Here is a 25,153-nt window from a genome sequence, read left to right as displayed (position 1 = left end):
CCCATGAGTACGTTATTTGTTGGCGAAGGCAACATCGGCAGCGTGCCGGAATATCAGGAGTTCAACACCAACCCGGATGAACCGCGGCGCTTGCTGCGGTTGAACGTCTACTTCGACAACCCGGTGCCGCGCGAAGGCGGTTACGAGGACCGCGGCGGCTACTGGGCCCCGGTCGAACTGTGGCACCGCGACGCCGAGCACTGGAGCACCTTGTACCAGAAAGGCATGCGCATCTTGGTTGAGGGCCGCACGGTCAAGGAGGAATGGGAGGACAGCGAGGACAACGCGCGGGTGACCTTCAAGGTGGAGGCTCGGCGCATCGGCATTCTGCCGCACCGCCTGGCGTCGGTGTCCATGCGTGAAAAAGCGCAGGAAAACGCCGGTTCCGGGCGCAAAGGGGGCGGCAAGAAAGCTCCACGCAAGGGCGATTGATCAGGTGGTACTTAATGGAACGAGCGCCCGCCGCGCGACACCACTGGAGTTCATACGGCCTGCCCGGCGGGCAATCCCGGCTATCGGCCGCTGTTCAGTTCCGCCGCGACCTCCCTTCCCCACCGCCGTGCAACACATGCGACACCTCTGCCAGGTACTGGTCCAGGGCAAGGAACGCCTGCCAGTGCTCCGGGCTTTCCTGAACCCAGGCGATCAGCGTGGCACGCGCCTCGGCATTGTCAGGTTCCAGATGGGTGGCCATGAACAACTCGTAGGCCTTGATCGCGAGCGCATCCGTCTGACGCTGGTTTGATCCGTGCAAGGGCTTTCCTCCGTAGTGACGGGCGGGTCTTACAGGTATTTTCGGTGATACGCCTCATAGGGTTGGCAGTCAACCTTTCAGGTCGTTCATATCTTTGGGTGGCTGGTCGACCATATGGGTCGAATTGGAGAGTGCCCCCGTTGCCAGTGAAAGAGCCTAGCCCACATCACATTGGTCGCCAGTTGGCGGAGTATCGTCGCGCCCGCGATCTGACCCAGGCGAAGGTGGGTGAGCACCTGGGGATCTCCGGTGAAGCCGTGTCGCGTCTCGAGCGTGGCGAGGTCGAGCTCTCGGTCAGTAAGCTGCTGCGATTGGCCGACCTGTATGGCTGCCCTGCCGATGAGTTGCTGTTGGCCATCAGTCCGCGCCCGCAGGATCAGGGTCAGCAGATCACCTCGATCATCAAGGAACTGAGCGAAGCGGATAAGCAGTTTGCCCTGCAGTTTCTACAAACGCTGGCCAGCCACCTCGCACAACGCAAGTAGCCCTGTCCCCGCCGATATGAGCGCGGCGCCATCGCATTTTCCCTAGCACTCCCGTAGCACCCCGCCACCCTGTCGGTACTCACCGAGAGGGCCAAGCCATGCGCCTGTTTATTTGCGAGAAACCATCCCAAGCCCGGGACATTGCCCGCGTCCTACAGGCCAACCGTCGCAGCGACGGCTGCCTGCTGGGGCAAGGTATCACCGTGACGTGGTGCGTCGGGCATCTGCTGGAAACCGCGCCGCCGGAAGCCTACGGCGATTACAAACGCTGGTCGCTCGAGCACCTACCTATCATCCCCGTGCGCTGGAAAGTGGTGGTCAAGCCCAAGGTCGCCAGCCAGCTCAAGGTAATCAACCAGCTGCTGCACACCTGCAGCGAGGTGATCATTGCCACAGACGCCGATCGCGAAGGCGAGATGATTGCCCGGGAGATTCTCGAACGCTGCCAGTACCAGGGGCCGATTCTGCGCCTATGGCTGTCCGCGCTCGACGATGTCTCGATCCGTCGCGCGTTGGCCACACTGCGTCCGGGTGAGCAGACGTTGCCGCTGTACCACTGCGCGTTGGCCCGTTCTCGAGCCGACTGGCTGGTGGGCATCAACCTGAGCCGGCTGTTCACCCTGCTCGGCCGCGGTGCCGGCTTCGAGGGTCTGCTGCCGGTGGGACGGGTGCAAACGCCGACCCTGCGCCTGGTAGTGGAACGCGACCGGGCGATCGCGAGCTTTGTGCCGCAGCCGTTCTGGAACGTCGATGCTCAGATCGAGGCGGAAGGCGTAACCTTCAAAGCCCGCTGGCAGCCACCGGAATCCGCCTGTGACGCCGCTGGCCACTGCACTCAAGAGGTCGCGGCGCAGCAAGCGGCTCGACGCTTGAACCAGCAGGCGACGGCGCGCGTTCAGCGCATCGATGTCGAGCACGTCCGCGAAGGACCGCCGCTACCGTTCGACCTGGGCACCTTACAGGAGATCTGCTCCGCCAAGCTGGGCCTAGGTGCGCAGGAGACCTTAACCACCGCTCAAGCCCTGTACGAAACCCACAAGGCAACGACCTATCCACGCACCGACTGCGGCTACCTGCCCGAAAGCATGCTCGACGAGGTGCCGCGCATCCTTCGCGCCTTGGCCGCCGCCAGCCCATCCCTGGGCAAGATACTGCAAGAGGTCGAACCCTGCCGCCGTTCTCGCGCCTGGAACAGCAGCAAGATCACCGCGCACCACGGCATCATTCCCACCGCCGTGGCCCTGGACCTGGCCCAGCTTACCGAGCGCGAAGAGGCGGTGTACGCGCTGATCCGCGCCCGCTACCTGGCGCAATTTCTGCCGGAGCACGAATACCTGAAATCGCAGGTACTGCTGCAGAGTGGGAGCGACCCGCTGCTGGCCCGCGGCAAGCAGATTCTGGTCCGTGGCTGGAAGGCGGTGATCGACGAAAGCCACGGCGACGAGGCCGGCGAACAGGCCCAGCGTTTGCCCACGCTACGCGAATCCGCCGTGGTGGCGTTGACGGACGCCACGGTGATCGCCCAGCGTACCCAGCCGCCCAAGGCTTACACGGAGGGCACGTTGGTCAAGGCCATGAAAACCATCGCCAACCAGGTCGCAGACCCGCGACTCAAGCAGAAGCTCAAAGATAGTTGCGGGCTGGGTACCGAGGCGACACGCGCGGCCATTATTCAGGGACTGATCGACCACGGGTATCTGACCAAGAAGAAACGCAGCCTGGCGGCGTCGGCCGCAGCCCACACCTTGATTGAAGCAGTGCCGCCGGAGGTGGCTGACCCGGTACTGACGGCACTGTGGGAGCAGGCGCTGGACCGCATCGAAGCGGGGCAATTGAGCGTCGACACCTTTCTTGCCAAGCAGGCGGAGTGGTTGATCCGCCTGGTCCGCTCACACGCCTCGCTGACCCTGCGCCCAACTCCCGTCAAAGGGCCGCACTGCCCGGTCTGCCGCAGCGCCATGCGCCAGCGCAAGGGCCGCACCGGCAGCTTCTGGTCGTGCACCCGCTACCCGGACTGCAAGGGCACCAAGCCGGTGGCCAAGCCCAAATGCTCGAAAGACGCATAACTTGACGCGGGCCAGCGGCGCTGGTGTAGTGATCAGGCCCCTCGCCGCTTGGCGACCAAAGACCGATTCGCTCCGGGCAGCTCGGTCGGACTCTTAGAGTTCGGAGCCACACTACACAGCGTCCTCGGATCGCTTCTCAGCGTTTTCAAGTGACCCAGGCGGATGACCTGTACGACTTATGCCAGGTCGTACAGGTCATCCGCTTCGGCGACGATGCTCAGCTCCGGTGCCCGCCGGCGAAACACTGGGCACCTTTTGTGCGCGGATGCGTGCCAGTTGATTCCGACCCAGGCCACGACAAGGGTCGGTTGATTCAGGTGGATCGATAGCGGGGGTTATGCGACGAGCCCCGGTGTCCGATTGCCGGGTCAAACGTGGTCCAACTCCTCCTAGCCTGACGACCGTCGGGCTATTTTTTCGACTCGAAGAATCCACTGAAAGCCACTCCCTTCCGCTTGCATAAATCACGCTAAATCCGCAGTTGACGGACCTTTCCCGAGGTTTTATAGATGGGCTGCACACCGCTGTCGTTGACAGCGCCCAGGTAGCCAGAACCTTCAAGGCTATGCCCGTTTCGGGTGGTTCTCCCCAAGTGCGATCCGCGTTCGGTAGCTCGCACGGTTACTGCCCCCGCAGTGATGAGCGCCCTCTAAACGATTACGTTTTTGTACGTCCCCTTGCGGAATTCACCAGCCGCCAGGGCCGGTGGCTGTCCGCGTTTCTGCTCACCAGGAGATCAATCATGACTACTGCAAGCAACAACGCCCCTACCACCTACTTCAACCTGCACACTCAAGGCATCGGTTACCTCAACCGTGTGCGCGAAGTCCCGGTCCGCCGTGGGCAAGCGTTCATGGCGTGTGACATCGCCGCCTTGCACGGTGCCGCTGACGACGTCGAGTACACCCGCTTCGACTGCAAGGTTGCCAGCGGTGAAGCCGACCGGCTAATCCGTGAGCACCTGGAAGACGTCCGCGCGGAACGCAAGGTGCTCATCGCGTTTCGCATTGGCGACCTTTGGGTTGATCCGTTCCTGTACGAGAAAGGCGAGCGCAAGGGGCAACCCGGCGCCAGCCTCAAAGGCCGGTTGATCTTTATCGAATGGATCAAGGTCGATGGCCAGTTCAGCTACCGCGCACCTGCTCGCACCGAGTCCGCTGCGGCCCCTGAGGCTGAAGCGGAAGTGGACGAGGCCGAAACTGATGCCGAACAGCCTCAGCCTGACTCGGCCGCTGCACGTAAATCCACCGCAGCTCGCCAGTCTGCCTAAGGCAGCTTGACCAGCAACCACAGGCGTTCTCCCGAACGCCTGTGGTTCATCTGTGTCGGAGGCCGCCATGGAAAGCTTCTGGCTATGCGAGGACTGCTTGCAGGCAGTCGCGTATGACGACTTCAGTGCACTGTCGCTGTACTACAGCGAGGCTGAGCTCGACCAACGCATCGCCCATCTGCGCAGCGAACTGCAAACCTTGTTGCCACTGAGTGCTGATTTCGATCCCTGCACTGGCACCGGCATCGAGGTCTTCTCCACCCGACCGTGCGAGGGCTGCCACAACCCACTGCACGGAGCTCGACATCGCTTTACGCGTCTGTGACTCACCACTCTCTCACCAGTCTGGGGCTCTCCCCCTGGGGGCGCTCCGTCTCCCACGAGGAATTGCCCATGAACACTGCCCAGAATCGGGTCGAGCGTCTCGACCCTGCATTGGCCCAGCGTGCCCGCGAGGATGCGTTGCTGACCGAAGCGCTGGAATTACTGGATCAACGTTACTTCCAGCGCGGCGAACAACTGATCACGCCGTGCGATGCCGCGTCGTATCTGAAGTTGCAGCTCGCACCCTACCACCATGAGGTGTTTGCCCTGCTCTGCCTGGACTCCCGGCACCGAGTGCTGAGTTTCGACATCCTCTTCACCGGCAGCATTGACGGTGCCTCCGTGTACCCGCGCCAAGTCGTCGTCAAGGCACTCGAGCACAACGCCGCTGCGGTGATTTTCAGCCACAACCATCCCTCTGGCTGCTCGGAGCCGAGCGGCGCCGACCGGGTGCTCACCCGCCGCCTGATCGAAGCCTTGGCCCTGGTTGAGGTGCGTGTGCTGGACCACATCATCGTGGGTGAAGGCACGCCGCTGTCGCTGGCCGATTACGGCTGGATCTGAGCATCCCCACCACTTGGAGGGTCACTGCCGGTACGGGGTGACCTTCGCCTTCTTGGAGCGCCCCATGTCCACTTTCCTTCGCAATCCCTTGTGCAGATCAGTTACGCCGACGATTGCCCACCCTGCTACCGATCCCTTCACCCTGCCCTGAATGATCTGCCGGATGACAGCATCAATTTCCAGCCGTGCCTGTTCGATGATGACTTTGCGGTGATCACCGATGGCGAAAGCGTGCCCGAGTTTGTCCGCATGCCATGTCCTGCCGACGGTACCGTCAGCCAGGTGCTATATCAGGTCACCGGGCTGCACCATGGCCGCCGGCAACACGTCAGCGACCTCCCCAGCGAAGAAGCTGCACAGCACTTGATCGACCAGCTGTCCTTCGCAACCGGGCACTACAGCCGCAGTTGGGAAATCAGCAGTGCGCACCTGCCTGCAGAAGAGTTCGAGTACCTGCAGGTGTGCGCCTGGTGTCGTTCACCGTCGGGCTTCTTCGAATGCTTCGCGCTGAGCAGCAACAACGCGGTGGGCTGCAAGCTGTACTCGACGCCTTGGCTCAGAAAAATTGCCGCGGGCGCCAGCTACTGCTGCATTGAGGAAGTGACTGCACGGCTGCGCGCAGATCATGTGCCACCGGTCCTGCTGCGCCTGCTCCTGATGGCCGGTGAAGCAGACACCCGTTTGCTGATCTTCGACCCTGATGCGCGGCCGCTCCCCGAACTGCCGTTGTTCACCGAAGATTGACCTCAAGGCGCCCTCCGGGCGCCATTTTCATGGTTGCGCCAGCGTAAATCGGCCGGCGAGATTCGATTTTTTAGTGGGGGCGCACTCTGGCTTTTCGACAAGGTGTCGGCATCTTTTGTCGAGATCTGGTCATGCATACTCTCACCCTCTTCACGCTTGGACTGATGCTCACGTTGCTGGGCTGCAGCACGCCGCCACCGGCGCCCACCCCTGCGCCACCTGCACCAGCCCCGACGGCAGTGGCCAAGCCAAAGTCCCCGGTACCCGCCTGGGTCCGACAGGACCGCTACACCCTCGCCAGCACCCGGCCAACGCTGGAGCAGCGCCAACCGCTGTATCAGTTGGTCAACGTCCAGATCGCCCCCGGGCTGCACGCGACGGTCGGTGAAGCACTGCGCCACGTGCTGAAGCATTCGGGCTACTCCCTCTGTCCCGACAGCCCTGCCGTGACGCGGTTGTTCCGCCGCCCCTTGCCGACCGTGCATCACGACCTCGGACCGATCTCGCTGCTGGATGCCTTGACCGTCATCGGTGGCCCCGCTTGGCGGCTCGACATTGACCCAGTCGAGCGGAGCGTGTGCTACGCCCTGCGCCTCCCCACGCCCGAACCACCCTTCTCGACACTGGAGACCGCACCATGAAGGTTCACCATTTTCAGGCCTTGGTGATCGGCGCCCTGTGCCTGGGTGCTGCCGTCCTCGCTGCCGAAAGCTACAACCAGCACCAGCAACTGGCTGAACTGCAGACCGCCGCACGCAATGCGCCGGCTGACCCTAGCCCGCCCCTGCGTCGCGATATCGGGGAATTGCGCACCACCCTCGCCACGCTGTCGCCACAAATCGCGGCGCTGAAAGACGCCCAACACCAGCACACCACTGCGCAGGCAACCCTCGGCCAACAACTTGACGAGCTTGCAGGTTCCGTCAGGATCCTGCAAGCGGTACCGCCAGGGCCGAGCAGCGCCGAACTGACCGCCCTGGCGCAACGCATGGGTGCGGCAGAAGTGGCACTCGAGAAACTATCGACCGCCGCTAAGGTGCCGGCCGCCACGGCGCCCCCAACGTCCCCCTTTCGCGATCAATCAAAAGCCAAAGCGGCGCAGCCGCCCTTCACCCTGCAGGGTATCGAAACGCGCGGCACCATCAGTTTCGTGGCCGCCCTGCCTGCCGGCGCTCACGCCCTGTCCACCGTGCACCTGCTCCAGCCCGGCGACAGCCTAAATGGCTGGCAACTAAGTGCGATTCGCGAGGACCAGGCCGTGTTCCACGGCCCGGGCCATGGCGATCGCACCCTGCCCATCCCGTGAGGAAGTGAACGTGCATAAGCTTTCCACTGTTGCGCTCATCCTGCTGCCGGCTTACGTGTTCGCCGATCAGGGCTTGAGCGTCCCGAAGCATGTCGACGCTCAGGTGCAGTTCAGTGAGCAGTCGCCACTGGCACGGCAGGAGTCTGCCGCAGACCAGGCCAAGGCCTGGGGCCTGACAGATGACGAATGGGCCGCGTTTGAACGCCTGCAGGCCGGCCCCCGCCATTACTGGTCGCCGCAACTTGACCCGCTCACCACCCTGGGTGTCGAGGCCAACTCGGATCAGGAGCGGCAGCGCTACGCCGAACTGCAGGTCCGTCTGGAAGCCAGGCGTGCCGAGCGTGAACTGGCCTACCAGAAAGCCTACACCGCTGCCTGGGCGCGGCTGTTTCCGGGTCTTCAGCCCGTGCAGGGCATGAGCGACGATGCCGGCCCCTCGAGCAGCAGCCGCACGGCACTTTTCGTGGAAGACCACTGCGCCGCCTGCGTGACCAGCCTCCAGCAATGGCTACAGGCCGGGGCGCGGCTGGACGTGTACCTGATCGGCAGCCAAGGCGACGATGCGCGACTGCGCCAATGGGCGCAGGGCGCAGGCATCACTGCCGCCCAAGTCAGCGGCGGCCAGGTCACCTTGAACCATGACCGCGGCCGCTGGTTTGCTCTGGGCGCCAGCCGTCCTTTGCCAGCCCGCTATCAGCAGGTGGACGGAAAATGGCAGCGCATCGATTGATTCTCGCCCTGGCAGTGGTCGGCGCCACCGCCGCTCACGCAGGTACCTTGCCGCCGCCGGCGTATCAGTTGGCGGCCGCGCGCGCCGGCATCCCCGCCTCGGTGCTGTTCGCTATTGCCTTGCAGGAAAGTGGCACGCCGCTACGCGGGCAGCTCATGCCCTGGCCGTGGACACTGAATGTTGCTGGTTCACCGCTGCGGTTTGCCAGGCGCGACCAGGCGTGTGCTGCGCTGAGGGAGGCGCTCAGCCGCCACGACCCCAAGCGCATTGATGTCGGGCTGGGACAAACCAACCTGGGTTATCACCCGGACCGCTACCCCAGCGCCTGCGAAGCCCTCGATCCGCGCGCCAACCTCGCTGTCACCGCCGAGCTGTTGCGCGTGCACTATGCCGACACCGGTGACTGGATTGTCGCCGCCGGCCGCTATCACCGGCCTGCCGGTGGTTCTCCTGCAGCGCGCTATCGCCGTCAGTTCACCCATCACTGGCAGCGCGTCCAGCCTGTCGCAACGGCAGCCGGACGGACACAGCCATGAACCGTTTGCACTGGGTAGCCCTGCTCCTCTGCTGCTGGCTGTCGCTTGCCGCGAACGCTGAGTCCACCAGTCCACCCGCCCCCACCACGTTGAATTGGGTGCTGCCGGTGCGCAGCGCTCGCCTTTCGCCAGGCGCGGTGCCGCCCAAGACGTTGAGCCTGCCCGGCATGACGCCGCTGTTCCTGGTTGGCCAGGACACTACTTCCCTGGAGTGGCTGTCGCGGCACGCCCAGGCGCTACAAGAGCTAGGTGCCAATGGGTTGGCGGTCGAGGTCGACGACGGGCGGGCGCTGCGTCGCATCCAGACGGCAGCGCCTGGGGTGAATATCTGGCCAGTCAGTGGTGACGACATCGCCGAGCGGTTGGAGCTGGAGCACTACCCGGTGCTGATCACGCCCACCGGCCTGGAACAGTGAGGGCACTTCATGAGCGAGCACGCGATGGAGTCCCTGCTGCGCCCGGCGGTGGAACTGTACACCGTGGGCATCTGCGCCGGCGCCGGTGCGCTGTGCCTGCACTCGCCCTGGGCCGTGGCACTGTCGCCTGAGGTAGGGACTGGCATGGCGCTGGCGTATACCGCCTTTGGCCTGAAGCGGCTCAACGAGGCGCGGATCGTCCTGCGCTATCGGCGCAATATCCGCCGCCTGCCGCGCTATTCGCTGACCAGCCGGCAGATTCCGGTGAGCAGTAAGCGCCTGTTCATGGGTCGCGGCTTCCGCTGGACTCGCCTGCACACGCAGCGCCTGCTCGAAGCTCAGGACCCGGCGCTGGCCCACTACGTCAACCAGTCGGCTGCCCACCAGTGGGCGCGACGGATGGAGCATCTCCTGGAGAAGGCCCCACCGGGGCTGTCGCTGCTGCCTCGCCTGACCGCGTGGGATAGCCCGTTCAATCCGGTGCGTCCATTACCGCCGGTGGGTGGTTCGCCATTGCTGCACGGCGTTGAGCCGAAGGAGCAGGAAGCCAGCCTACCGCTCGGCGAACGCGTTGGACATACCCTGGTGCTGGGCACCACACGGGTGGGCAAGACGCGACTGGCCGAGGTGTATATCACCCAGGACATCCATCGACCGAGCCGGGAAGTGGTCATCGTTTTCGACCCCAAGGGCGATGCCGACCTGCTCAAGCGTATGTACGTCGAGGCCCGGCGCGCCGGCCGTGAGCACGAACTCTACGTGTTCCACCTGGGCTGGCCAGAGATCTCCGCCCGCTACAACGCCATCGGCCGCTTCGGGCGTATTTCGGAAGTCGCCACGCGGATCGCCGGCCAGTTGAGCGGTGAAGGCAATTCGGCGGCGTTTCGCGAGTTTGCCTGGCGTTTCGTCAACATCATCGCCCGGGCGCTGATCGAGCTCGGCCGGCGCCCGGACTACCTGCAGATCCAACGGCACGTAGTGAACATCGATGCGCTGTTCATCGAGTACGCCCAGCACTTCTTCGCCCGCCATGATCCGCTGGCCTGGGAAGCGATCGTGCAGATCGAAGGCCGCTTGAACGAGAAGAACATCCCACGGCACATGGTTGGCCGGGAAAAGCGCGTCGTTGCCATTGAGCAGTACCTGACCGCCAAGCGCATTTTCGACCCCGTCATGGATGGCCTACGCTCGGCCGTGCGTTACGACCGCACCTATTTCGACAAGATTGTGGCCTCGCTCCTGCCGCTGCTGGAAAAACTCACCAGCGGCAAGACCGCGCAATTGCTGGCCCCAAACTATGCCGACCTGGACGACCCGCGGCCGATCTTCGACTGGCTGCAGGTCATCCGCAAACGCGGCATCGTCTATGTGGGCCTGGACGCGCTGTCCGATGCCGAAGTGGCCGCCGCTGTCGGTAACTCCATGTTCGCGGACTTGGTCTCCGTCGCCGGCCATATCTACAAACACGGCATCGACCATGGCCTGCCAGGCTCCTCCAGCGCAGCGGACAAGGTGCCGATCAACCTGCACGCCGACGAGTTCAACGAGTTGATGGGCGACGAGTTCATCCCGCTGATCAACAAGGGCGGCGGTGCCGGTATCCAGGTCACCGCCTACACCCAGACTTTGAGCGACATCGAGGCACGTATCGGCAACCGGGCCAAGGCCGGCCAGGTCATCGGCAACTTCAACACCCTGCAGATGCTGCGCGTACGGGAAACCGCCACGGCGGAACTTCTGACCAATCAGTTGCCCAAGGTCAACGTGCAGACACGCACCCTGGTGTCCGGGGCGACGGACACCGCTGATCCTGATGCCCACACAGACTTCACTTCCTCCTCACAGGATCGGGTCACCACCACCGCCGTGCCACTGATCGAGCCCGCGCATATCATCGCCCTACCCAAGGGGCAGATGTTCTCGTTTCAGGAAGGCGGACAACTGTGGAAGGTCCGCATGCCACTACCAAAACCGGCCAGCGATGATGCGATGCCAGTAGATTTGCAGACCCTGGCCGCGCGCATGCGTGAGTCGTATAACGCCAATGCGGGGAGTTGGTGGAGTAGCGCCGGAGGTGCACCCACGGTCGATTTTGATCCCGAGATCCCTCCACCAGGGCGCAGGCACGCGTCGTAAGCGACCGAGTACTGTGGAGATCCACTATGCCGACCACTCCAGCCAGCCAACCTCCTGCGCAACGACGTCCGGGGCTCATCTTCGGCACGCTTGAGCTTTGTCTGCGACTACTCGGTTTACTGTTCGCTTCGCTGATCTTCTCCATCGTCCTGGAGTTCGTGGGCATGCTGTGGTTCTGGCCCGAGCAGGGCTGGCATCACAGCCATGCCATGTGGCTCAGTGAGCTGGGATGGCTCAGCGATCACTTCAAAAACTCGCTGCTCGTGGAGGAACCCGCGCAAGCCACCGCCAAATTCCTTCAGCACCTGAATGAATGGGTCGTGGTCCGCTCTGGCTGGGCGCAATCAGACACTCAACTGAAACTCCTAAGTCACGAAATGTCAGTGCAGGGACAGTTCGCTCAAGCCTATGTCGTGCTGCAGGACTACCTTTTGGCCGCCCTGTTTACCATTTTCACCTTTGTCGTGCGCCTGGCCGTGCTCATCCTGGCTATGCCCCTATTCCTGCTGGCCGTGATCACCGGCGCTGTCGATGGTTTGATGCGCCGTGACATTCGCAAATTCAGTGCCGATCGCGAGAGCAGCTTTGTCTACCACCGAGCGAAGCGGACGTTGTTGCCATTGATGGTAACCCCTTGGATGATCTACCTCTCCCTTCCCACGTCAGTGAATCCCAATTGGGTGCTATTACCGTGCGCTGCGTTGCTCGGGTGGATGGTGGCGATCACCGCTGCAACCTTCAAAAAATACCTTTGAGTGTCCGCTAGCGACCCAAGCAGACATATGTCTTGGCTCGAATGCCCGCATGACTGTTGAGCACTCCACTTGAACGGGACAACCTCAATTGGTCATCACCACGCAGACGCCACGCCGGTCACATCGTGAAGACTTTTCCTTCACCCAATTTTCACAATGGACCAGCCACACTTAAGCTATCCCTACGTGATAGTACTTGCCCGCCTAGCAGCGGGCTTTCTTTTGCCTTTAAAAGTTGGCCCTCTGTTCGAGATGCAATGCCTCGTTCTAGCGGCAACAGCACATCAGCACCTTAGTGAGGGCTTAACGACGAACACTCCCTTGGTTGACCCTTTCCCTTCTCGTATCATTACTTGACCTTACCTGGAATGATTTTCGTGAAGCCGTCACCTGGAAGTGCCCAGCCCATCCCTGCAAATGCTAACGGCCCGAAGTGGGATGTCGGCGAAGCGGTCAGCCAGCTGTCTTGGGACGACCTGAGGATCATCAAAACGCTGAGTGACTGTAGCAACCGCGCCGCCACGGCGAAGAAGCTCGGCATCAATGTCTCCACCGTCTCGCGCCGGGTCGCGCAGGTGGAGAAGACGCTTGGCGTCGCGCTGTTCGATCATCGCAAGGCGGGGTATCTGTTGACAGCCGAAGGTGCAGAGCTCCGGGCACTGGCCGAGCGCGTTGAACTGGACATCGTCAGTGTCACTCGCAGGGTGTCCCGTGCCGGCCAAGGCCCGCTGGGGAAACTGCGAATCACCACCAGCGACTCCCTGCTACTGTACTTTCTCACGCCAATCATCGCGGACTTCAAAGCCCTTAATGAGGGCATCACGATTGAAGTGTTGGTTGGCAACCAGACGCTGAGTTTGGCGAGGGACGAGTCGGACATCGCGATTCGTGCGACCAAAAAACCGGCAGATACTCTCGTGGGTCGCAAGCTCTCCAATATCGCCTGGGCGCCATATGGCAGCGTCAAGCAGGCGCCGATTGCCGACCCCTTCGCTGCAGGACAGTCGTGGGTATCCTACTCAGGAGGCCTGTGCGGATTGAAGGCAACGAGCTACGTCGAATGTCGGGTGCCGCCGGAGCACATTTCTTACCGCACCGATTCTGTGGCGGCAGCGAGCGCTGCTATTGCGGCAGGCCTCGGTTTTGGCTTCCTCCCCTGTATGCTGGGCGACATTACCCCAGGATTGGTTAGGGCCGGCCCCGTATTGCATGAGCTTCAGGATGAGCTGTGGCTGCTTACCCACCAGGACATCAGAAAGTCATGGCGGGTGAAAGCATTCATGACGTTCTGCGCCGCTGCCGTGGCCGACCTCAAACCGCTAGTCGAAGGTCAGCAGCCCAACCCGGCTTCTTAGTCGAAACCGGGAAAGCCGGTCACTTGGCCTGGGCGCCGATCACAGCACGGCACACGATCTCGATCAGTTGGGGACGCTGGGCAAGCCGCGATACACCAATGATATTGCTGGCCGCCTGCGGGCGCTCGGTACCATAGGCCGCCTTGCGCACCTTGCCGACAACGGCAAAGGCTGCGTCCATGTCCAAGACATACAAGGTCTCTTCCACTACATCCTGCATCGTGGCGCCATAAAGGGCGAGCAACTTGGCAATGTTGTCGTAGGAAACACGCATCTGTTCGCCCATTGAAGAGAAATCACTCGGTCGACCGTCAGCATCCAGCGGCGCCGGCGCTACCAGGTTGCCCTCCTCGTCATGGTTGAACTGGCCCGAGATGAAGATCTCGTTCCCGACTCGCCGCGCTTGCGGATAGCCATACCCCTCTTCCCATGAAACGCCCCAGTAGGCGGTGTCGTCGTTGAAAGGTCGTGAAGCGGCCATTGGATTCTCCTCGGCGAAAAATGGATCGACGTGATCCGACTGGCCGAGATCCTAGCACCGGATTGGACGCTACCTGTGGCGCATTAATGCGCCCTAAAGAGCGCAAAAGTGCGCCACCATTTCACTGAGTGTTTCGCTATCTTGTGCTGGCACTCGGCGACGACCCGCCGAAAACTCTCGCCTCCTTTCAGCAAAAGGGAAGAACAATGAGCAATCCACACACTGAAGTCCTGACCCCGCTCAACAGCCAATTGATCTTCATTGATCAGCAACCGCAAATGGCTTTTGGCGTGCAGAGCATTGACCGGCAAACGCTGAAGAACAACACCGTAGGCCTGGCCAAAGCAGCCAAGATCTTCAATGTGCCAACCATCTTCACCACGGTAGAAACCGAGAGCTTCTCCGGGCATACCTACCCAGAACTACTCGCTGTCTTCCCTGACGCTCCATTGCTTGAGCGCACGTCCATGAACTCCTGGGACGATCAGAAGGTTCGTGATGCGCTGAAGAAGAACGGTCGGAACAAGATCATCGTTTCGGGCCTGTGGACTGAGGTCTGCAACACCACCTTCGCACTGTCCGCCATGCACGATGCAGGCTATGAGATCTACATGGTTGCCGACGCTTCCGGGGGCACGACCAAGGAGGCCCACGACTACGCCATGCAGCGCATGACCCAGGCAGGTGTGGTGCCGGTGACCTGGCAACAGGTGCTGCTGGAGTGGCAGCGCGACTGGAAGAACCGCGACACCTACAATGCTGTCATGGAACTGGTCAAAGAGCATTCGGGCGCCTACGGCATGGGCGTCGACTACGCCTACACCATGGTGCACAAAGCGCCGGAGCGCGTTCAGCACGGCCCCACCCTGGCACCCGTGGCCGCATCGATCTGAAACCTCATCAGCCCCAGAGGTGGTTTCTGATCAATACACGGGACTGGATCGAGCTGATCCGGGCTATCAATACCGAGTGTTCTGAAGCCTCAAAAAGACTTCACCGACTCGTGCTGCCCGGATCAAGCCATCTTCAGATTCTCCAGGATGAGTTGATCCCATGCACAGTGCTAACGTCATCCTTCTCGCCACCGTCGCGATTCAGTCGACGGGGCGGCTCAAACCCTGGCAAATCACAACGGCCAAGCAAATGATGTTGGATTACCTGGATACCGGTATATCGGTCACTGCACTTGCCGAAGCATGCGGGCTGTCGCGCAGCCATTTCTCGCGAATGTTCAAGGAATCCACACAGGTCTCTCCGCAGCAGTGGTTGCGTGAGCAGCGGCTCAGGAAGAGCAAAGAATTGCTGGAGGCTTCGACGATGATGCTCGCCGAGATCGCCCTAGAGTGCGGCTTCTACGACCAGCCGCATTTCTGTCGGACCTTTATGAGATCTGTAGGGATGACGCCCCAGGCATGGCAGCAGCAGGCCATTTAGCAGGGGCAGGTTTGCTATCCCTGTCCTACTAAGCAAGCGCCGCTAGCATCTTCCTGGCTATTCCGACTTGCACAGTCGTACTCCGCTTCCGCCCGGGTGGGGTAGTTCAAGGCCAATCTTGTTTTGCCATGGGTATCGTAGAGGTCGTACCCCGCACCAAGGGCAGCTGGTACGCCGATTCGGCGAGGGAGCTGCTCTCTCTCTTGGGGCATGGCGGGGATTACAACAAAGCGTGTCTGCATGACCATCCCTCTCCTTAGCAGTCTTTTAGTATTAGTCCCACTCTTTGAAAGCATCAAGGCAACTCGTAGTGGACAGGGCTTGAAATGTCCCGAGACGATTGAAGGCTCCCGTACAGACGAAACGGGCTAGGCTGTCCTGATGGAGATGTAATAAGGAGGCAAGGATGCGACATCGCGGAGCTGTATTTTGGGCGTGGGCCGATCCGAGCCTGAAACACCATTCCCATGAGGAGGTACTCGCGGACGGGGCACGACTGGATGTACAAGTCAGGCTTTCGCGCACCGACGACACGCAGTTATTCATTGGAGTTTATGAACGCTCAGGGTTGGCTCGGGTTGAAGAGGCTTATACAAAACGGCCTGGTGAGACAATTACACGGGCCATGGCGTGGGGCGCCGGCAGAGGACGCTCCCTGGCTGAAGCCGGCACAGAGGGCAGCGGTGCAAGTTCACGCCAGAAACTGAGAGAGGTCGATGTCCATGGCAAATCAGATCGCAGAGCTTGAGGCGAACTTGGAGCTCCTCGCCCAAGTAGCCGAAGAGCTTGAGCAGCAAGTGGCGCCCTGCCCCACTACTCGACTGATGCTGATCGCCTGGTTGACGGAGTGGATTCGAAGCCCTGAAGCATTGAGCGAAATCAGACGTGAGCTTCCCCGCCTTCCACAAGTGCTGAAGTCGGCGTCTAGCGAGTGGAATCATCTGGGTGGCGGCCACTAGTTCACCGCCACCTTCTGGCACGGAGCTTTACGCTACCTGCCGTTCAGCAGGCTGCTGATTGGTCGCAAGGCATCGAGCGTGTCCCACACCCCATGCCAGAGCTCGAGTCATCGACTCACCAGGACGCGAAGCGAAGGCTTCTTCATGCAGCGCCATTCCCGTTCCGGCATACACCCCGATGAACAATTGGGTATTGCCTGTCCTGGACAGTCGTACTTGGATATCCATTGTCGTGCCATCGTCCAGTGTTTCATCGTGAGACCTATGATGAAGCGTTGGGTCTGCCCATCTCCAGAAAACGTCACCGCGAATCCGCATGCCGACCGCTCCTACGACTTTAGTCTTGTTTGTGGGGTGCTCTCACCATAGCGCAGCGAAGCGGCTGCGCAATCACCTTCGGGCGGATTATGCAGGGTCATTTTGACAAAATGTGACGTGTAAACTCGACTGCACTCGCAATGATCCGCACCGCATCTGAACGGAAGTTCAGTGCCTAGAAATTGTGGCACCTCTACGGTGACCCTGGAGTAGCTCCCAACCGCTTACCAAAGCGGCTCCACTCGATCCATTTAACTCTTTGCAAGACCCAGCCGTACCAATTCCGCGAGCAACGCGACAACGTTGGCGAACACCCCTCTGGACAGATAGGATGTCTACTCATTCAGATGATGTTGCACTTCAATGCGGTTCAATGACCACACCCGCGGGTGACTTCATGACGCTCAAGTCGTCGTTTGCAAATGTGCTGCGGGCAATGCGCGGTATGCGAAATATCACTCAACGGGAATTTGCCGACACCACCAGCCGCACCTACCTGTCCAAATTGGAGGCCGGTCGGTCGAGTATCACCCTCGACAAGCTGGAACAGCTCAGCGAACGCTTGAACTTGAGTTCGCTGGCAATCCTCACACTGACCTTAAGCGAACACACAGGACAGTCAGCCAATGAGCTCATTGCAACGCTCCGAGATGAGATCAGGGACCTGGAACATGATGGCTGCATTCCAGGTCGTCGGGCTACGCTGGGCGATGAACCTATGACCGTTAGTAGGCCTCGCGTACTTCGGAGCTCCTCCGCCAGAGTACCAAGGGCCACGCACACAGGCGCGATTCAACCGGAGCTACCCTTTTCAGACTGAGGCATCTCGCCCCTGCTAGCGACCGCGCTGCAGGTGCCATTAAACCGAACCCTCTACATTCCCTTTAGCGCATGCCAACGCCAGCCTAATTGATCATGGTGAAACCAGTTACTCAGCTGGATTTCGCCATGATGCTTTCCCCCTATCCCTTACTCATAATCTGCTTGGTTACCCTCACGGCTGCCGCTCAGGACGTGCGTGAACGCTCGGATCTCGGCCTGATGCAGCGGCAGATCGATGTCATCGAGCTGTTGGCTGATCAGGCACGCAGCAGCGCTACCGGCACTGATCAGGTTCGTTATCGCTTCGACTATCGCAGGTTGACTGCAGACTTGGCGCGCGTGCGGCACGGCATCAACAACTATTTGTCGCCCTCACGCGCGCAGCCGGCTGACCTGGTTGAGCTGAGCGGCGATTACCGTGTTGAAGAGCCTCACTCGAGTCCCTCCGATGAGCATGACTGACGCCCAACTCAGCGCGTTCTTTGCCGTGGCCGGGTTTACCCCGCAGCTTAGCTCGGTGCTGTGGCGTTCATCGGTACTAGTGCTCGCATTGCTCTGGTGCACCTGGGCCCTGTGGACCGGTTACCGCGGCTGGGCGGCCGGCAACCTCAATTTCGGCGCGCTAGGCGGTAGCACGCTGCGGCTGGCCCTCGCCCTGATCGTGCTGATGTTTTTCATGCTGTCGTAACCCGGAGACCGTGCCATGAAACTCTCCCACCATTACCACCGCCCGCTTCTCCTGCTGCGGGATACCTGTTCAAAAGCACTGTTCGGCGGTCTGGTTTTGCTGAGCTCGACGTTCGCCTGGGCCGACCTGCCGACCATGGAGGCACCTTCTCGCGGCGAGGGCTCGGGCTTGATCGACACCATCAAGAACTACGCCTACGACGGCGGCATCCTGCTTGGCTTGTTGATCGCCACTCTCGCCTTCCTCGGCGTGGCCTGGCATTCGCTCACCGTCTACGCCGATGTGCAGAACCAGCGCAAGACCTGGAAGGATCTCGGCGCGGTGGTCGGCGTCGGCGCACTGCTGGTGGTGGTGATCCTGTGGTTCCTCACCAAAGCCGCGACGATCCTGTGAGGTCTCCATGTCCGACGCCCCAGCCACGCTGCCTGACGGCACATTGAGCTTCCTCCCGGAGCGCCTCAACCGAGCCCCGGCCGTTCTTCGTGGGCTCACCAACGACGAGATGTGGGTCGCCCTGATCGTCGGTGCCGCCCTGGGCGTAATCATCGGCGCGCCGCTGGCGCTGGCCACCGCCTCCATCGCGACTCTACCCACCTGCATGTTCTTGTGCATGCCGTTGGTGTTGCTCGGCGGCGGCAAGCTGCTGCGCCGGGCCAAGCGTGCCCGCCCCGAAACCTGGTTGTACCGGCGCCTGCAGTGGCACCTAGCGGTGCACTGGGGCATCGGTACCCACCAACTGATTCTCCATTCGGGGCCGTGGACCGTGCGCCGTACGTGCCGGCATAGGAGAGCCAACCCATGAGCCGCTTCCGCAACAAGGTGGATGCGCAGCAGGCGCATATTTTCAGCCTGCGTCTGGCCGTTTCGATTCTGGCACTGCTGTGCTCCGGGCTGTGGTATGGCTGGCAGTCCGCGCCTTCCGAGCTGACCATCCATGTGCCGCCCGATCTACGTACCGGCAGCACACGTAAATGGTGGGATGTACCGCCAGAGAACATCTACGCCTTCGCGCTGTACATCTTCGGCCAGCTCAACCGCTGGCCCACCGACGGCGAGGTCGATTACCACCGCGCCATCTTTGCCCTGCAGCCCTACCTGACACCGGCGTGCAAGACCTTCTTCGACGGCGACTTCGAGTACCGCAAGGCTGCCGGTGAACTGCGCGGCCGCGTGCGCGGCGTATACGAGGTGCTGGGCCGCGGTTACAGCGACGATCCCGACCTGCGGGTGAAGCAGCTGGATAAGCACAGTTGGCTGGTCAAGCTCGACCTCAACGCCGACGAGTACTACGCCGCGGAGCCGGTGAAACGCGTGGTGGTGCGCTATCCGCTGCGAGTGGTGCGCTTCGACGTCGACCCCGAGCGCAACAAATGGGGCCTGGCCCTGGACTGCTACGAAGGCACACCGCAGAAGCTGACACTGCCGGGAGGTGCGTGATGATGCGTGTCTTGATCCTGATTCTGGCGATGGCCAGCAGCTGGTGTTCAGCGGTCGGCGCCGTCGAAGTCAAATACTGGGACCGCCTGCCCTTGGCCGTTCCGCTCACGGTGGGCCAGGAGCGGGTCCTGATGCTCGATGAAGACGTTCGCGTCGGACTGCCCAGCGTGATCGCCGGCAAACTGCGCGTGCAGTCGGTCGACGGGACGGTGTACCTGCGCGCTGCGGAAGCGCTCCCCCCTACTCGGTTGCAGCTGCAGTCCGTGAAGTCCGGCGACATCATCCTGATCGACATCGAAGCGCTTGAGGGCAGCGAGGCGCTGGAGCCGGTCAAGATCGTGGCCCAGACTCAGTCGCCGGACATGGAAGTCGCGAAGGATGCCGCACCCGCGGCAACGCCAGTACCGGTGGTGCTGACCCGTTATGCCGCGCAGAATCTCTATGCGCCTCTGCGTACCGTGGCGCCATTACCCGGCGTACGGCGTGTGCCGCTGAGCGACTCCATCGCATTCAGCACTTTGCTCCCCACCGAGCGGGTTTCGATCAAGGCCCTTGCTGCGTGGCGGTTGGGTGATTACTGGGTAACGGCGGTAAAGATTGTGAACCGCGGCCCCGGCAAGGTCGTGCTGGACCCGCGTCACCTGCAGGCCACGCTGTACGCCGCAACGTTCCAACATGCGGATCTCGGCCTCGCCGGTACGCCTGAAGACACCACCGTGGCCTATCTCGTCACCCGCGGAAGCGATCTGAAGCACGCGCTGCTGTTGCCCCCGCCAACATCGGAGGCTGCCGATCATGAAAGCTAACGGCCTGCTGAAGTGGCTGGTACCCGGAGTCCTGCTGGGCATCGTGCTGATCATCGGCAAATCCTGGATAGCCTCGCCGGAAAGCCAGACCGCGCACGATCCGGACAAGACCACACTCAGTGCGGAACAAGCCAAGGCCCTGGGCATCGCGGGCGATACCCCGCGCGACACCGTGGCTACTTTGATCGGCCAGGTCAAGGCGATGCGCAGCGAGATGCAGACGCTGAAGAAAGGCAACGATGCGCTACAAACCGAGAACAACCGGCTGCGTTCGCGCGAAGGCAATATCGACACGCGCATCCAGAGCACCTTGAGCAGCGTCACCCAGCAGGTTACCGAACAGCGCCAGCAGGCCAACGATGCCCGGCAGAAGGCCGAACAGCAGCACCGCGAAACTCAGGGCCTGCTGTCTAGGCTCAAGGACCAGCTCACCAGCAAGCCGGCCGCGAAGTCGGATCTGCCCGCAGGCTTTGGTCTTGAACCCGGCGACGAGCAACAGTTTTCCGGTGCGCAATCAGCGCCTGACGCAGTGCAGTGGATCGAGCCGTCGAATGCGCGCGCCGGCCAGGACGACGCGAGCAAAGCTGACGGTCCGCTGTCATCGCTGACGTCGACGTTCAAGGACCTGCACGGCCTGGACAACAACGCCATTGATAGAGGCCAGGACCGTTTGCGTGCCGTCGCCAAAGGCGAGCGTGATCTGGAGAACGCTCAGGACCGCGCCGAGGGCGCCAGGCGCGTCTACACCCTCCCTGAAAACTCGACACTGATGGGCTCGATCGCCATGACTGCGCTGATTGGCCGGGCACCGGTAGACGGCACGGTGAACGACCCCTATCCGTTCAAGGTGCTGGTGGGCCCGGACAACCTCACCGCCAACGGCATCGACCTGCCGGATGTGGTCGGCGCAGTCATGAGCGGCACCGCCGCTGGCGACTGGACGTTGTCCTGCGTGCGCGGCCAGGTCGAGTCGATCACCTTTGTCTTCAGCGACGGGACCGTCCGCACGGTGCCACAGCCGCAGACGGTCGTCAGCCGCAATCGCAGCAGCACCCAGACCTCGGACACCGAGAAAATCCGCGGCGGGCTGGGCTACATCTCCGACCCCTATGGCATTCCCTGCATTTCTGGGGAGCGCCGCTCCAACGCCCAGCAATACCTGGGCAGCCAGAGCCTGATCACCGCGGCCGGCGCCGGTTTCACCGCGGCCCTGGGCAGCGAGCAGACCAACACCTCGTTCATCAACTCGGCCAGCGGCAGCCTGGGCATGACCCAGAACAACGGCAACAGCGCACTGAACTCAGTCATCAGCAGTGGTATTGGCGATATCCGGGAGTGGATTAACAAGCTCTATGGTGAAGCCTTTGCCGCCATCTACGTGCCGCCGGGGGCCAAGGTTGCCCTGCACCTGGATCACGAAATCAGCATCGACTACGAGCCGAAAGGCCGGAGAGTGAACCATGAAAGCCCATCCGTTTCGGTACTGGATCTGGATTAGTCTGATGCTCGCCCTGCACCTGAGCGGCTGCTCCACCAGCAAGGAGGAAATGCTGCCCCACGGCGATCAAACCATGCTGGACATCTGGAATGGCGGTGGCTCCGTCGGTTCCCAACAGCAGTTGCAGGAAGCGCGTGGCGAATTGCGCCGTCCAGTGCTCGACCCTGAGCGCCTGATAGGCGACCAGAGCGCTTACACGCGCACCGCCTCCAACGAAATCCGCGCCCAGTTTCCGCGCCTGCCTAATCCGGACCTGGTCATGTACGTGTACCCGCACCTGGCCGGTACCCAGCAGACCCCGGTACCTGGCTACTCAACCGTGTTCCCGCTGTACGAGAAGGTGCAGTACGCGCTGCCCGGCGAACGCCTGGACGATCTGTGATGACCGATGATGCAAGTCGCGACCCGCCACGCTGGAAGCCTTGGCGCGCCGCACAGCGCCGGCGCGCGACGCTTGCCGACGAGGCCTCCCAGTACGCGCACAATCCCAGCTTCACCGATCACCTGCCCTGGGTCGAATACCTCGAGGAGGAGCAGTGCTTTCTGCTCGACGACAACCGCTCCGTGGGCGCGGTGTTCGAGCTACAGCCGATCGGGACCGAGGGTCGTGAGCCCGAGTGGTTGATGGCGGCCCGCGATGCCCTAGAAGATGCGCTGCAGGACAGCTTCGACGAACTGGACCAGGCGCCTTGGGTGGTGCAGTTCTTTTGCCAGGACGACAGTGACTTTGCCCCATACCTCGAACGCCTGGAGCGCTATATTGCGCCGAGGGCTCGCGGCACACCGTTTACCCAAGCCTTCCTCGCGTCGATGCAGCGTCACCTCGACGCCATCGCTAAACCGGGCGGGCTGTTCGACGACCACATCGTGTCCCACCTGCCCTGGTGCGGCAGCAATCGGCGGATTCGTCTGGTGGTCTACCGCTGGCTCGGGGAGCAGGCCGATGATGATGGGCAGAGCCCGACTCAGTTGCTGAGCCGCACCTGCGAGCGCCTGGTAGCGTCGCTGCAGGCATGCGGGGTCAGCCCTCGACGATTGACCGGACGCGACTTCTACGCCTGGTTGCTTCCTTGGTTCAACCCGTCCCCTGCCCTCACCGACGAATCCCCCGCGGCGTTCTATCGACGCGTGCCCTATCCGGAGACGGACAACGGCGACGAGCTGCCGCTGCCATTCGACCACGATTTTGCCGAGCGGCTGTTCTTCCAGGAACCGCGCTCCGATAGCGAACAGGGCTTATGGTACTTCGATCAACAGCCCCATGCGGTGATGGTGGTCGACAAGCTGCGCAGGCCGCCGCATATCGGCCAGCTGACCGGCGAAACGCGCAAAGGCGAGGCGTTGAACGCCCTGTTCGATCAACTGCCCGAGCAGGCGGTGATGAGCCTGACCCTGGTGATCACGCCCCAGGATGTGCTCGAGGAGCAGCTCAACCGCCTCGCGCGAAAGGCCATCGGCGAGAATCTCGCTTCGACCCAGACCCGCCAAGATGTGGAAGAAGCGCGGGCGTTAATTGGACGCCAGCACAAGCTGTACCGCGGCACCTTGGCGTTGTATCTGCGCGGTGCGGATGAACAACAGCTGCGCCAGCGCTCGATTCAGGCCGCCAACGTATTGCTCGGCGCTGGCCTGCAGCCGGTGCGCGAGGGCGATGAAGTTGGGGCGTGCAGCAGCTACTTGCGCTGGCTGCCGATGGTGTACAACCCGGCTCGAGATACGCGCAACTGGTACACCCGGCTGTTGTTTGCCCAACATGTCGCCAACCTGCTGCCGCTTTGGGGCCGCAGCGTCGGCACCAACAATCCAGGTATCACCTTCTTCAACCGTGGAGGTGCACCGCTGTCGTTTGACCCATTGTCACGTTTCGACCGCTCGATGAATGGTCACCTGCTGCTGTTCGGGCCGACCGGCGCTGGCAAGTCGGCCACCCTGATCTCGATCCTGATGCAGGTCATGGCCGTGTACCGGCCGCGGCTGTTTATTGTCGAAGCGGGCAACTCCTTTGGCCTGCAGGGCGACTACTTCGCCACGCTCGGGCTGTCCGTCAACAAGGTCCAGCTCAAACCCGGCAGTGGCTTGAGCCTGGCGCCATTCGCCGATGCTCGTCGGCTGATCGAGCACCCGGACCAGGTGGCCAGCCTGTCGACCGAGGACCTGGATGAAACGGCGCCGGACAGTGATGAGCAGCGTGACGTGCTGGGCGAATTGGAGATCACCGCGCGGCTGATGATCACCGGCGGTGAAGCCAAGGAAGAAGCGCGCCTGACCCGCGCAGACCGCAGCCTGATCCGCGAGTGCATCCTTGATGCCGCCCGGCACTGCGCAGCGACCGAACAACAGGTGCTGACGAGACATGTCCGCGATGCCCTGCGCCAGGTCGCCAGCGACGCCCATTTGCCTGACAAACGCCGGGAGCGCGCCCAGGAGATGGCCGAGTCCATCGACCTGTTCTGCCAGGGTTTTGAGGGCGCCCTGTTTGACCGGCCCGGCACGCCCTGGCCAGAGAGCGATGTGACGATCGTCGACCTCGCCACCTATGCCCGTGAGGGTTACGAGGCGCAGATGTCGATCAGCTATATCAGCCTGATGAACACGGTGAACAACCTCGCCGAGCGCGACCAGTATCTCGGCCGGCCGATCATCATGGTCACGGACGAAGGCCACATCATCACCAAGAATCCGCTGCTGGCACCCTTTGTGGTTAAAGGCACGAAGATGTGGCGCAAGCTGGGCGCCTGGTTCTGGCTGGCCACACAGAACCTGGCCGACTTCCCCGACGCAGCACAGACCATGCTCAACATGATCGAGTGGTGGATCTGCCTGAACATGCCGCCGGCGGAAATCGAGGAAATCGCTCGCTTCAAGAAACTCACGCCGGCGCAGAAGGCGCTGCTGCTCTCCGCGAGCAAGGCCTCGGGCAAGTACACCGAGGGCGTGGTCCTGTCCAAGAACCTGGAGACGCTGTTCCGCGCGGTGCCGCCGAGCCTATACCTCGCACTGGCCATGACCGAGCCCGAGGAAAAAGCCCAGCGCTGGCGATTGATGGAGGAGCACCATCAGTCCGAGCTGGAGGCCGCCCTGCAGGTCGCAGCGGAGATCGATCGCCTGCGCGGCATGGTGTGACCGATACCTCCAGGACTTTTCGCAACCCCTTAGTTCAGCAGAAAATCGACAAGAGCACATTTGTACTCTTTCGGTATTTTGCCTGACTCGCTCTGCCAAATCAGCCGCCAGGCGAAATCGATAAACCCGGGCTCAGTTTGTCTCCC

Annotated in this window: 33 protein-coding genes; 29 read left to right on the top strand and 4 right to left on the bottom strand. The window is 61.9% G+C overall.

From position 1 onward, the window contains the following. The first annotated feature begins 3 nt into the window (after positions 1-3). Positions 4-432, top strand: coding sequence for a single-stranded DNA-binding protein (locus AB7M33_RS19195; RefSeq protein WP_454243331.1), 429 nt, complete (start codon positions 4-6; stop codon positions 430-432). A 94-nt stretch (positions 433-526) separates the two neighbouring features. On the opposite strand, the gene AB7M33_RS19190 is transcribed toward AB7M33_RS19195, so the two are convergent. Continuing rightward, complete coding sequence (locus tag AB7M33_RS19190; RefSeq protein WP_454243330.1) at positions 527-754, bottom strand: hypothetical protein; 228 nt, start codon at positions 752-754, stop codon at positions 527-529. Between the two features lie 140 nt (positions 755-894). On the opposite strand from AB7M33_RS19190, the gene AB7M33_RS19185 reads away from it, so the two are divergent. The 14 genes from AB7M33_RS19185 to AB7M33_RS19120 all read left to right on the top strand — a co-directional run bounded on the left by AB7M33_RS19185 (position 895) and on the right by AB7M33_RS19120 (position 13,441). Next, positions 895-1,239 (top strand): helix-turn-helix domain-containing protein, encoded by a 345-nt coding sequence (locus AB7M33_RS19185; protein WP_138736258.1) that lies wholly within the window; start codon positions 895-897, stop codon positions 1,237-1,239. Between the two features lie 98 nt (positions 1,240-1,337). Continuing rightward, complete coding sequence (locus AB7M33_RS19180) at positions 1,338-3,305, top strand: DNA topoisomerase III (protein ID WP_454243329.1); 1,968 nt, start codon at positions 1,338-1,340, stop codon at positions 3,303-3,305. A gap of 742 nt (positions 3,306-4,047) precedes the next feature. Then, positions 4,048-4,575, top strand: a complete 528-nt coding sequence (locus AB7M33_RS19175; protein ID WP_454243328.1) for an STY4534 family ICE replication protein — start codon at positions 4,048-4,050, stop codon at positions 4,573-4,575. A 67-nt stretch (positions 4,576-4,642) separates the two neighbouring features. Further along, entirely contained in the window at positions 4,643-4,900 is a 258-nt protein-coding gene (locus AB7M33_RS19170) for a hypothetical protein (RefSeq protein WP_454243327.1), read from the top strand. Positions 4,901-4,968: 68 nt separating this feature from the next. Next, positions 4,969-5,463, top strand: coding sequence for a JAB domain-containing protein (locus tag AB7M33_RS19165; protein ID WP_454243326.1), 495 nt, complete (start codon positions 4,969-4,971; stop codon positions 5,461-5,463). A 90-nt stretch (positions 5,464-5,553) separates the two neighbouring features. Then, the gene (locus AB7M33_RS19160) at positions 5,554-6,207 is read left to right on the top strand and encodes a DUF5983 family protein (protein ID WP_454243325.1); all 654 of its coding nucleotides are present in this window, start codon (positions 5,554-5,556) and stop codon (positions 6,205-6,207) included. A gap of 131 nt (positions 6,208-6,338) precedes the next feature. Then, positions 6,339-6,848, top strand: a complete 510-nt coding sequence (gene pilL2, locus AB7M33_RS19155) for a PFGI-1 class ICE element type IV pilus protein PilL2 (RefSeq protein WP_454243324.1) — start codon at positions 6,339-6,341, stop codon at positions 6,846-6,848. Next, on the top strand, positions 6,845-7,513 hold the full coding sequence (locus AB7M33_RS19150; RefSeq protein WP_454243323.1) for a hypothetical protein: 669 nt from the start codon (positions 6,845-6,847) through the stop codon (positions 7,511-7,513). The genes pilL2 and AB7M33_RS19150 overlap by 4 nt, the downstream gene beginning before the upstream one ends. Before the next feature lie 10 nt (positions 7,514-7,523). Then, positions 7,524-8,243 carry a TIGR03759 family integrating conjugative element protein gene (locus AB7M33_RS19145; protein WP_454243322.1) on the top strand — a complete coding sequence of 240 codons (720 nt, stop codon included), beginning with the start codon at positions 7,524-7,526 and terminating at the stop codon, positions 8,241-8,243. Next, entirely contained in the window at positions 8,225-8,779 is a 555-nt protein-coding gene (locus tag AB7M33_RS19140; protein ID WP_454243321.1) for a transglycosylase, read from the top strand. Before AB7M33_RS19145 ends, AB7M33_RS19140 begins: the two co-directional genes overlap by 19 nt. Next, the gene (locus tag AB7M33_RS19135; protein WP_454243320.1) at positions 8,776-9,195 is read left to right on the top strand and encodes an integrating conjugative element protein; all 420 of its coding nucleotides are present in this window, start codon (positions 8,776-8,778) and stop codon (positions 9,193-9,195) included. Before AB7M33_RS19140 ends, AB7M33_RS19135 begins: the two co-directional genes overlap by 4 nt. Before the next feature lie 9 nt (positions 9,196-9,204). Beyond that, positions 9,205-11,331 (top strand): type IV conjugative transfer system coupling protein TraD, encoded by a 2,127-nt coding sequence (gene traD, locus AB7M33_RS19130; protein ID WP_454243319.1) that lies wholly within the window; start codon positions 9,205-9,207, stop codon positions 11,329-11,331. 26 nt (positions 11,332-11,357) lie between these two features. Further along, positions 11,358-12,086, top strand: a complete 729-nt coding sequence (locus AB7M33_RS19125; RefSeq protein ID WP_454243318.1) for a TIGR03747 family integrating conjugative element membrane protein — start codon at positions 11,358-11,360, stop codon at positions 12,084-12,086. A gap of 368 nt (positions 12,087-12,454) precedes the next feature. After that, the gene (locus tag AB7M33_RS19120) at positions 12,455-13,441 is read left to right on the top strand and encodes a LysR family transcriptional regulator (RefSeq protein WP_454243317.1); all 987 of its coding nucleotides are present in this window, start codon (positions 12,455-12,457) and stop codon (positions 13,439-13,441) included. A 19-nt stretch (positions 13,442-13,460) separates the two neighbouring features. Here the strand turns inward: AB7M33_RS19120 and AB7M33_RS19115 are convergent, their stop codons facing one another. Next, complete coding sequence (locus tag AB7M33_RS19115; protein ID WP_003256717.1) at positions 13,461-13,922, bottom strand: RidA family protein; 462 nt, start codon at positions 13,920-13,922, stop codon at positions 13,461-13,463. Positions 13,923-14,128: 206 nt separating this feature from the next. Here AB7M33_RS19115 and AB7M33_RS19110 point away from each other — a divergent pair, with 206 nt between their 5' ends. Next, complete coding sequence (locus tag AB7M33_RS19110; RefSeq protein ID WP_454243316.1) at positions 14,129-14,815, top strand: hydrolase; 687 nt, start codon at positions 14,129-14,131, stop codon at positions 14,813-14,815. A gap of 160 nt (positions 14,816-14,975) precedes the next feature. Continuing rightward, the gene (locus AB7M33_RS19105) at positions 14,976-15,356 is read left to right on the top strand and encodes a helix-turn-helix domain-containing protein (protein WP_454243315.1); all 381 of its coding nucleotides are present in this window, start codon (positions 14,976-14,978) and stop codon (positions 15,354-15,356) included. A gap of 14 nt (positions 15,357-15,370) precedes the next feature. Here the strand turns inward: AB7M33_RS19105 and AB7M33_RS19100 are convergent, their stop codons facing one another. Further along, complete coding sequence (locus AB7M33_RS19100; protein ID WP_454243314.1) at positions 15,371-15,604, bottom strand: hypothetical protein; 234 nt, start codon at positions 15,602-15,604, stop codon at positions 15,371-15,373. 158 nt (positions 15,605-15,762) lie between these two features. Here AB7M33_RS19100 and AB7M33_RS19095 point away from each other — a divergent pair, with 158 nt between their 5' ends. Both AB7M33_RS19095 and AB7M33_RS19090 read left to right on the top strand, forming a co-directional pair. Beyond that, positions 15,763-16,104, top strand: a complete 342-nt coding sequence (locus AB7M33_RS19095) for a hypothetical protein (protein WP_454243313.1) — start codon at positions 15,763-15,765, stop codon at positions 16,102-16,104. After that, on the top strand, positions 16,079-16,315 hold the full coding sequence (locus AB7M33_RS19090; protein WP_454243312.1) for a hypothetical protein: 237 nt from the start codon (positions 16,079-16,081) through the stop codon (positions 16,313-16,315). Before AB7M33_RS19095 ends, AB7M33_RS19090 begins: the two co-directional genes overlap by 26 nt. Before the next feature lie 27 nt (positions 16,316-16,342). Here the strand turns inward: AB7M33_RS19090 and AB7M33_RS19085 are convergent, their stop codons facing one another. Then, positions 16,343-16,633, bottom strand: coding sequence for a hypothetical protein (locus AB7M33_RS19085; protein WP_454243311.1), 291 nt, complete (start codon positions 16,631-16,633; stop codon positions 16,343-16,345). A gap of 331 nt (positions 16,634-16,964) precedes the next feature. On the opposite strand from AB7M33_RS19085, the gene AB7M33_RS19080 reads away from it, so the two are divergent. The 10 genes from AB7M33_RS19080 to AB7M33_RS19035 all read left to right on the top strand — a co-directional run bounded on the left by AB7M33_RS19080 (position 16,965) and on the right by AB7M33_RS19035 (position 25,007). Continuing rightward, positions 16,965-17,453: a helix-turn-helix domain-containing protein gene (locus AB7M33_RS19080; protein WP_454243310.1), complete on the top strand. Its 489-nt coding sequence runs from the start codon at positions 16,965-16,967 to the stop codon at positions 17,451-17,453. A gap of 128 nt (positions 17,454-17,581) precedes the next feature. After that, a complete protein-coding gene (locus tag AB7M33_RS19075; protein WP_454243309.1) occupies positions 17,582-17,917 on the top strand; it encodes an integrative conjugative element protein, RAQPRD family in 336 nt (111 codons plus the stop codon). Beyond that, the gene (locus AB7M33_RS19070) at positions 17,904-18,143 is read left to right on the top strand and encodes a TIGR03758 family integrating conjugative element protein (protein WP_454243308.1); all 240 of its coding nucleotides are present in this window, start codon (positions 17,904-17,906) and stop codon (positions 18,141-18,143) included. The genes AB7M33_RS19075 and AB7M33_RS19070 overlap by 14 nt, the downstream gene beginning before the upstream one ends. A gap of 15 nt (positions 18,144-18,158) precedes the next feature. Then, positions 18,159-18,536 carry a TIGR03745 family integrating conjugative element membrane protein gene (locus AB7M33_RS19065; protein ID WP_454243307.1) on the top strand — a complete coding sequence of 126 codons (378 nt, stop codon included), beginning with the start codon at positions 18,159-18,161 and terminating at the stop codon, positions 18,534-18,536. Between the two features lie 7 nt (positions 18,537-18,543). Further along, the gene (locus AB7M33_RS19060) at positions 18,544-18,945 is read left to right on the top strand and encodes a TIGR03750 family conjugal transfer protein (protein WP_454243306.1); all 402 of its coding nucleotides are present in this window, start codon (positions 18,544-18,546) and stop codon (positions 18,943-18,945) included. Beyond that, entirely contained in the window at positions 18,942-19,580 is a 639-nt protein-coding gene (locus AB7M33_RS19055) for a PFL_4703 family integrating conjugative element protein (RefSeq protein WP_454243305.1), read from the top strand. Before AB7M33_RS19060 ends, AB7M33_RS19055 begins: the two co-directional genes overlap by 4 nt. Beyond that, complete coding sequence (locus AB7M33_RS19050) at positions 19,580-20,386, top strand: TIGR03749 family integrating conjugative element protein (protein ID WP_454243304.1); 807 nt, start codon at positions 19,580-19,582, stop codon at positions 20,384-20,386. Before AB7M33_RS19055 ends, AB7M33_RS19050 begins: the two co-directional genes overlap by 1 nt. Beyond that, on the top strand, positions 20,376-21,884 hold the full coding sequence (locus AB7M33_RS19045) for a TIGR03752 family integrating conjugative element protein (RefSeq protein ID WP_454243303.1): 1,509 nt from the start codon (positions 20,376-20,378) through the stop codon (positions 21,882-21,884). Before AB7M33_RS19050 ends, AB7M33_RS19045 begins: the two co-directional genes overlap by 11 nt. Beyond that, a complete protein-coding gene (locus AB7M33_RS19040) occupies positions 21,847-22,266 on the top strand; it encodes a TIGR03751 family conjugal transfer lipoprotein (RefSeq protein ID WP_454243302.1) in 420 nt (139 codons plus the stop codon). Before AB7M33_RS19045 ends, AB7M33_RS19040 begins: the two co-directional genes overlap by 38 nt. Further along, positions 22,266-25,007: a conjugative transfer ATPase gene (locus AB7M33_RS19035; RefSeq protein WP_454243301.1), complete on the top strand. Its 2,742-nt coding sequence runs from the start codon at positions 22,266-22,268 to the stop codon at positions 25,005-25,007. Before AB7M33_RS19040 ends, AB7M33_RS19035 begins: the two co-directional genes overlap by 1 nt. Positions 25,008-25,153: the final 146 nt, after the last annotated feature.

This window comes from Pseudomonas sp. Y3 TE3536, from assembly GCF_053629175.1.
Note: the sequence above shows the minus strand (reverse complement) of the source record. Positions and strands in the feature narration are given on the sequence as shown.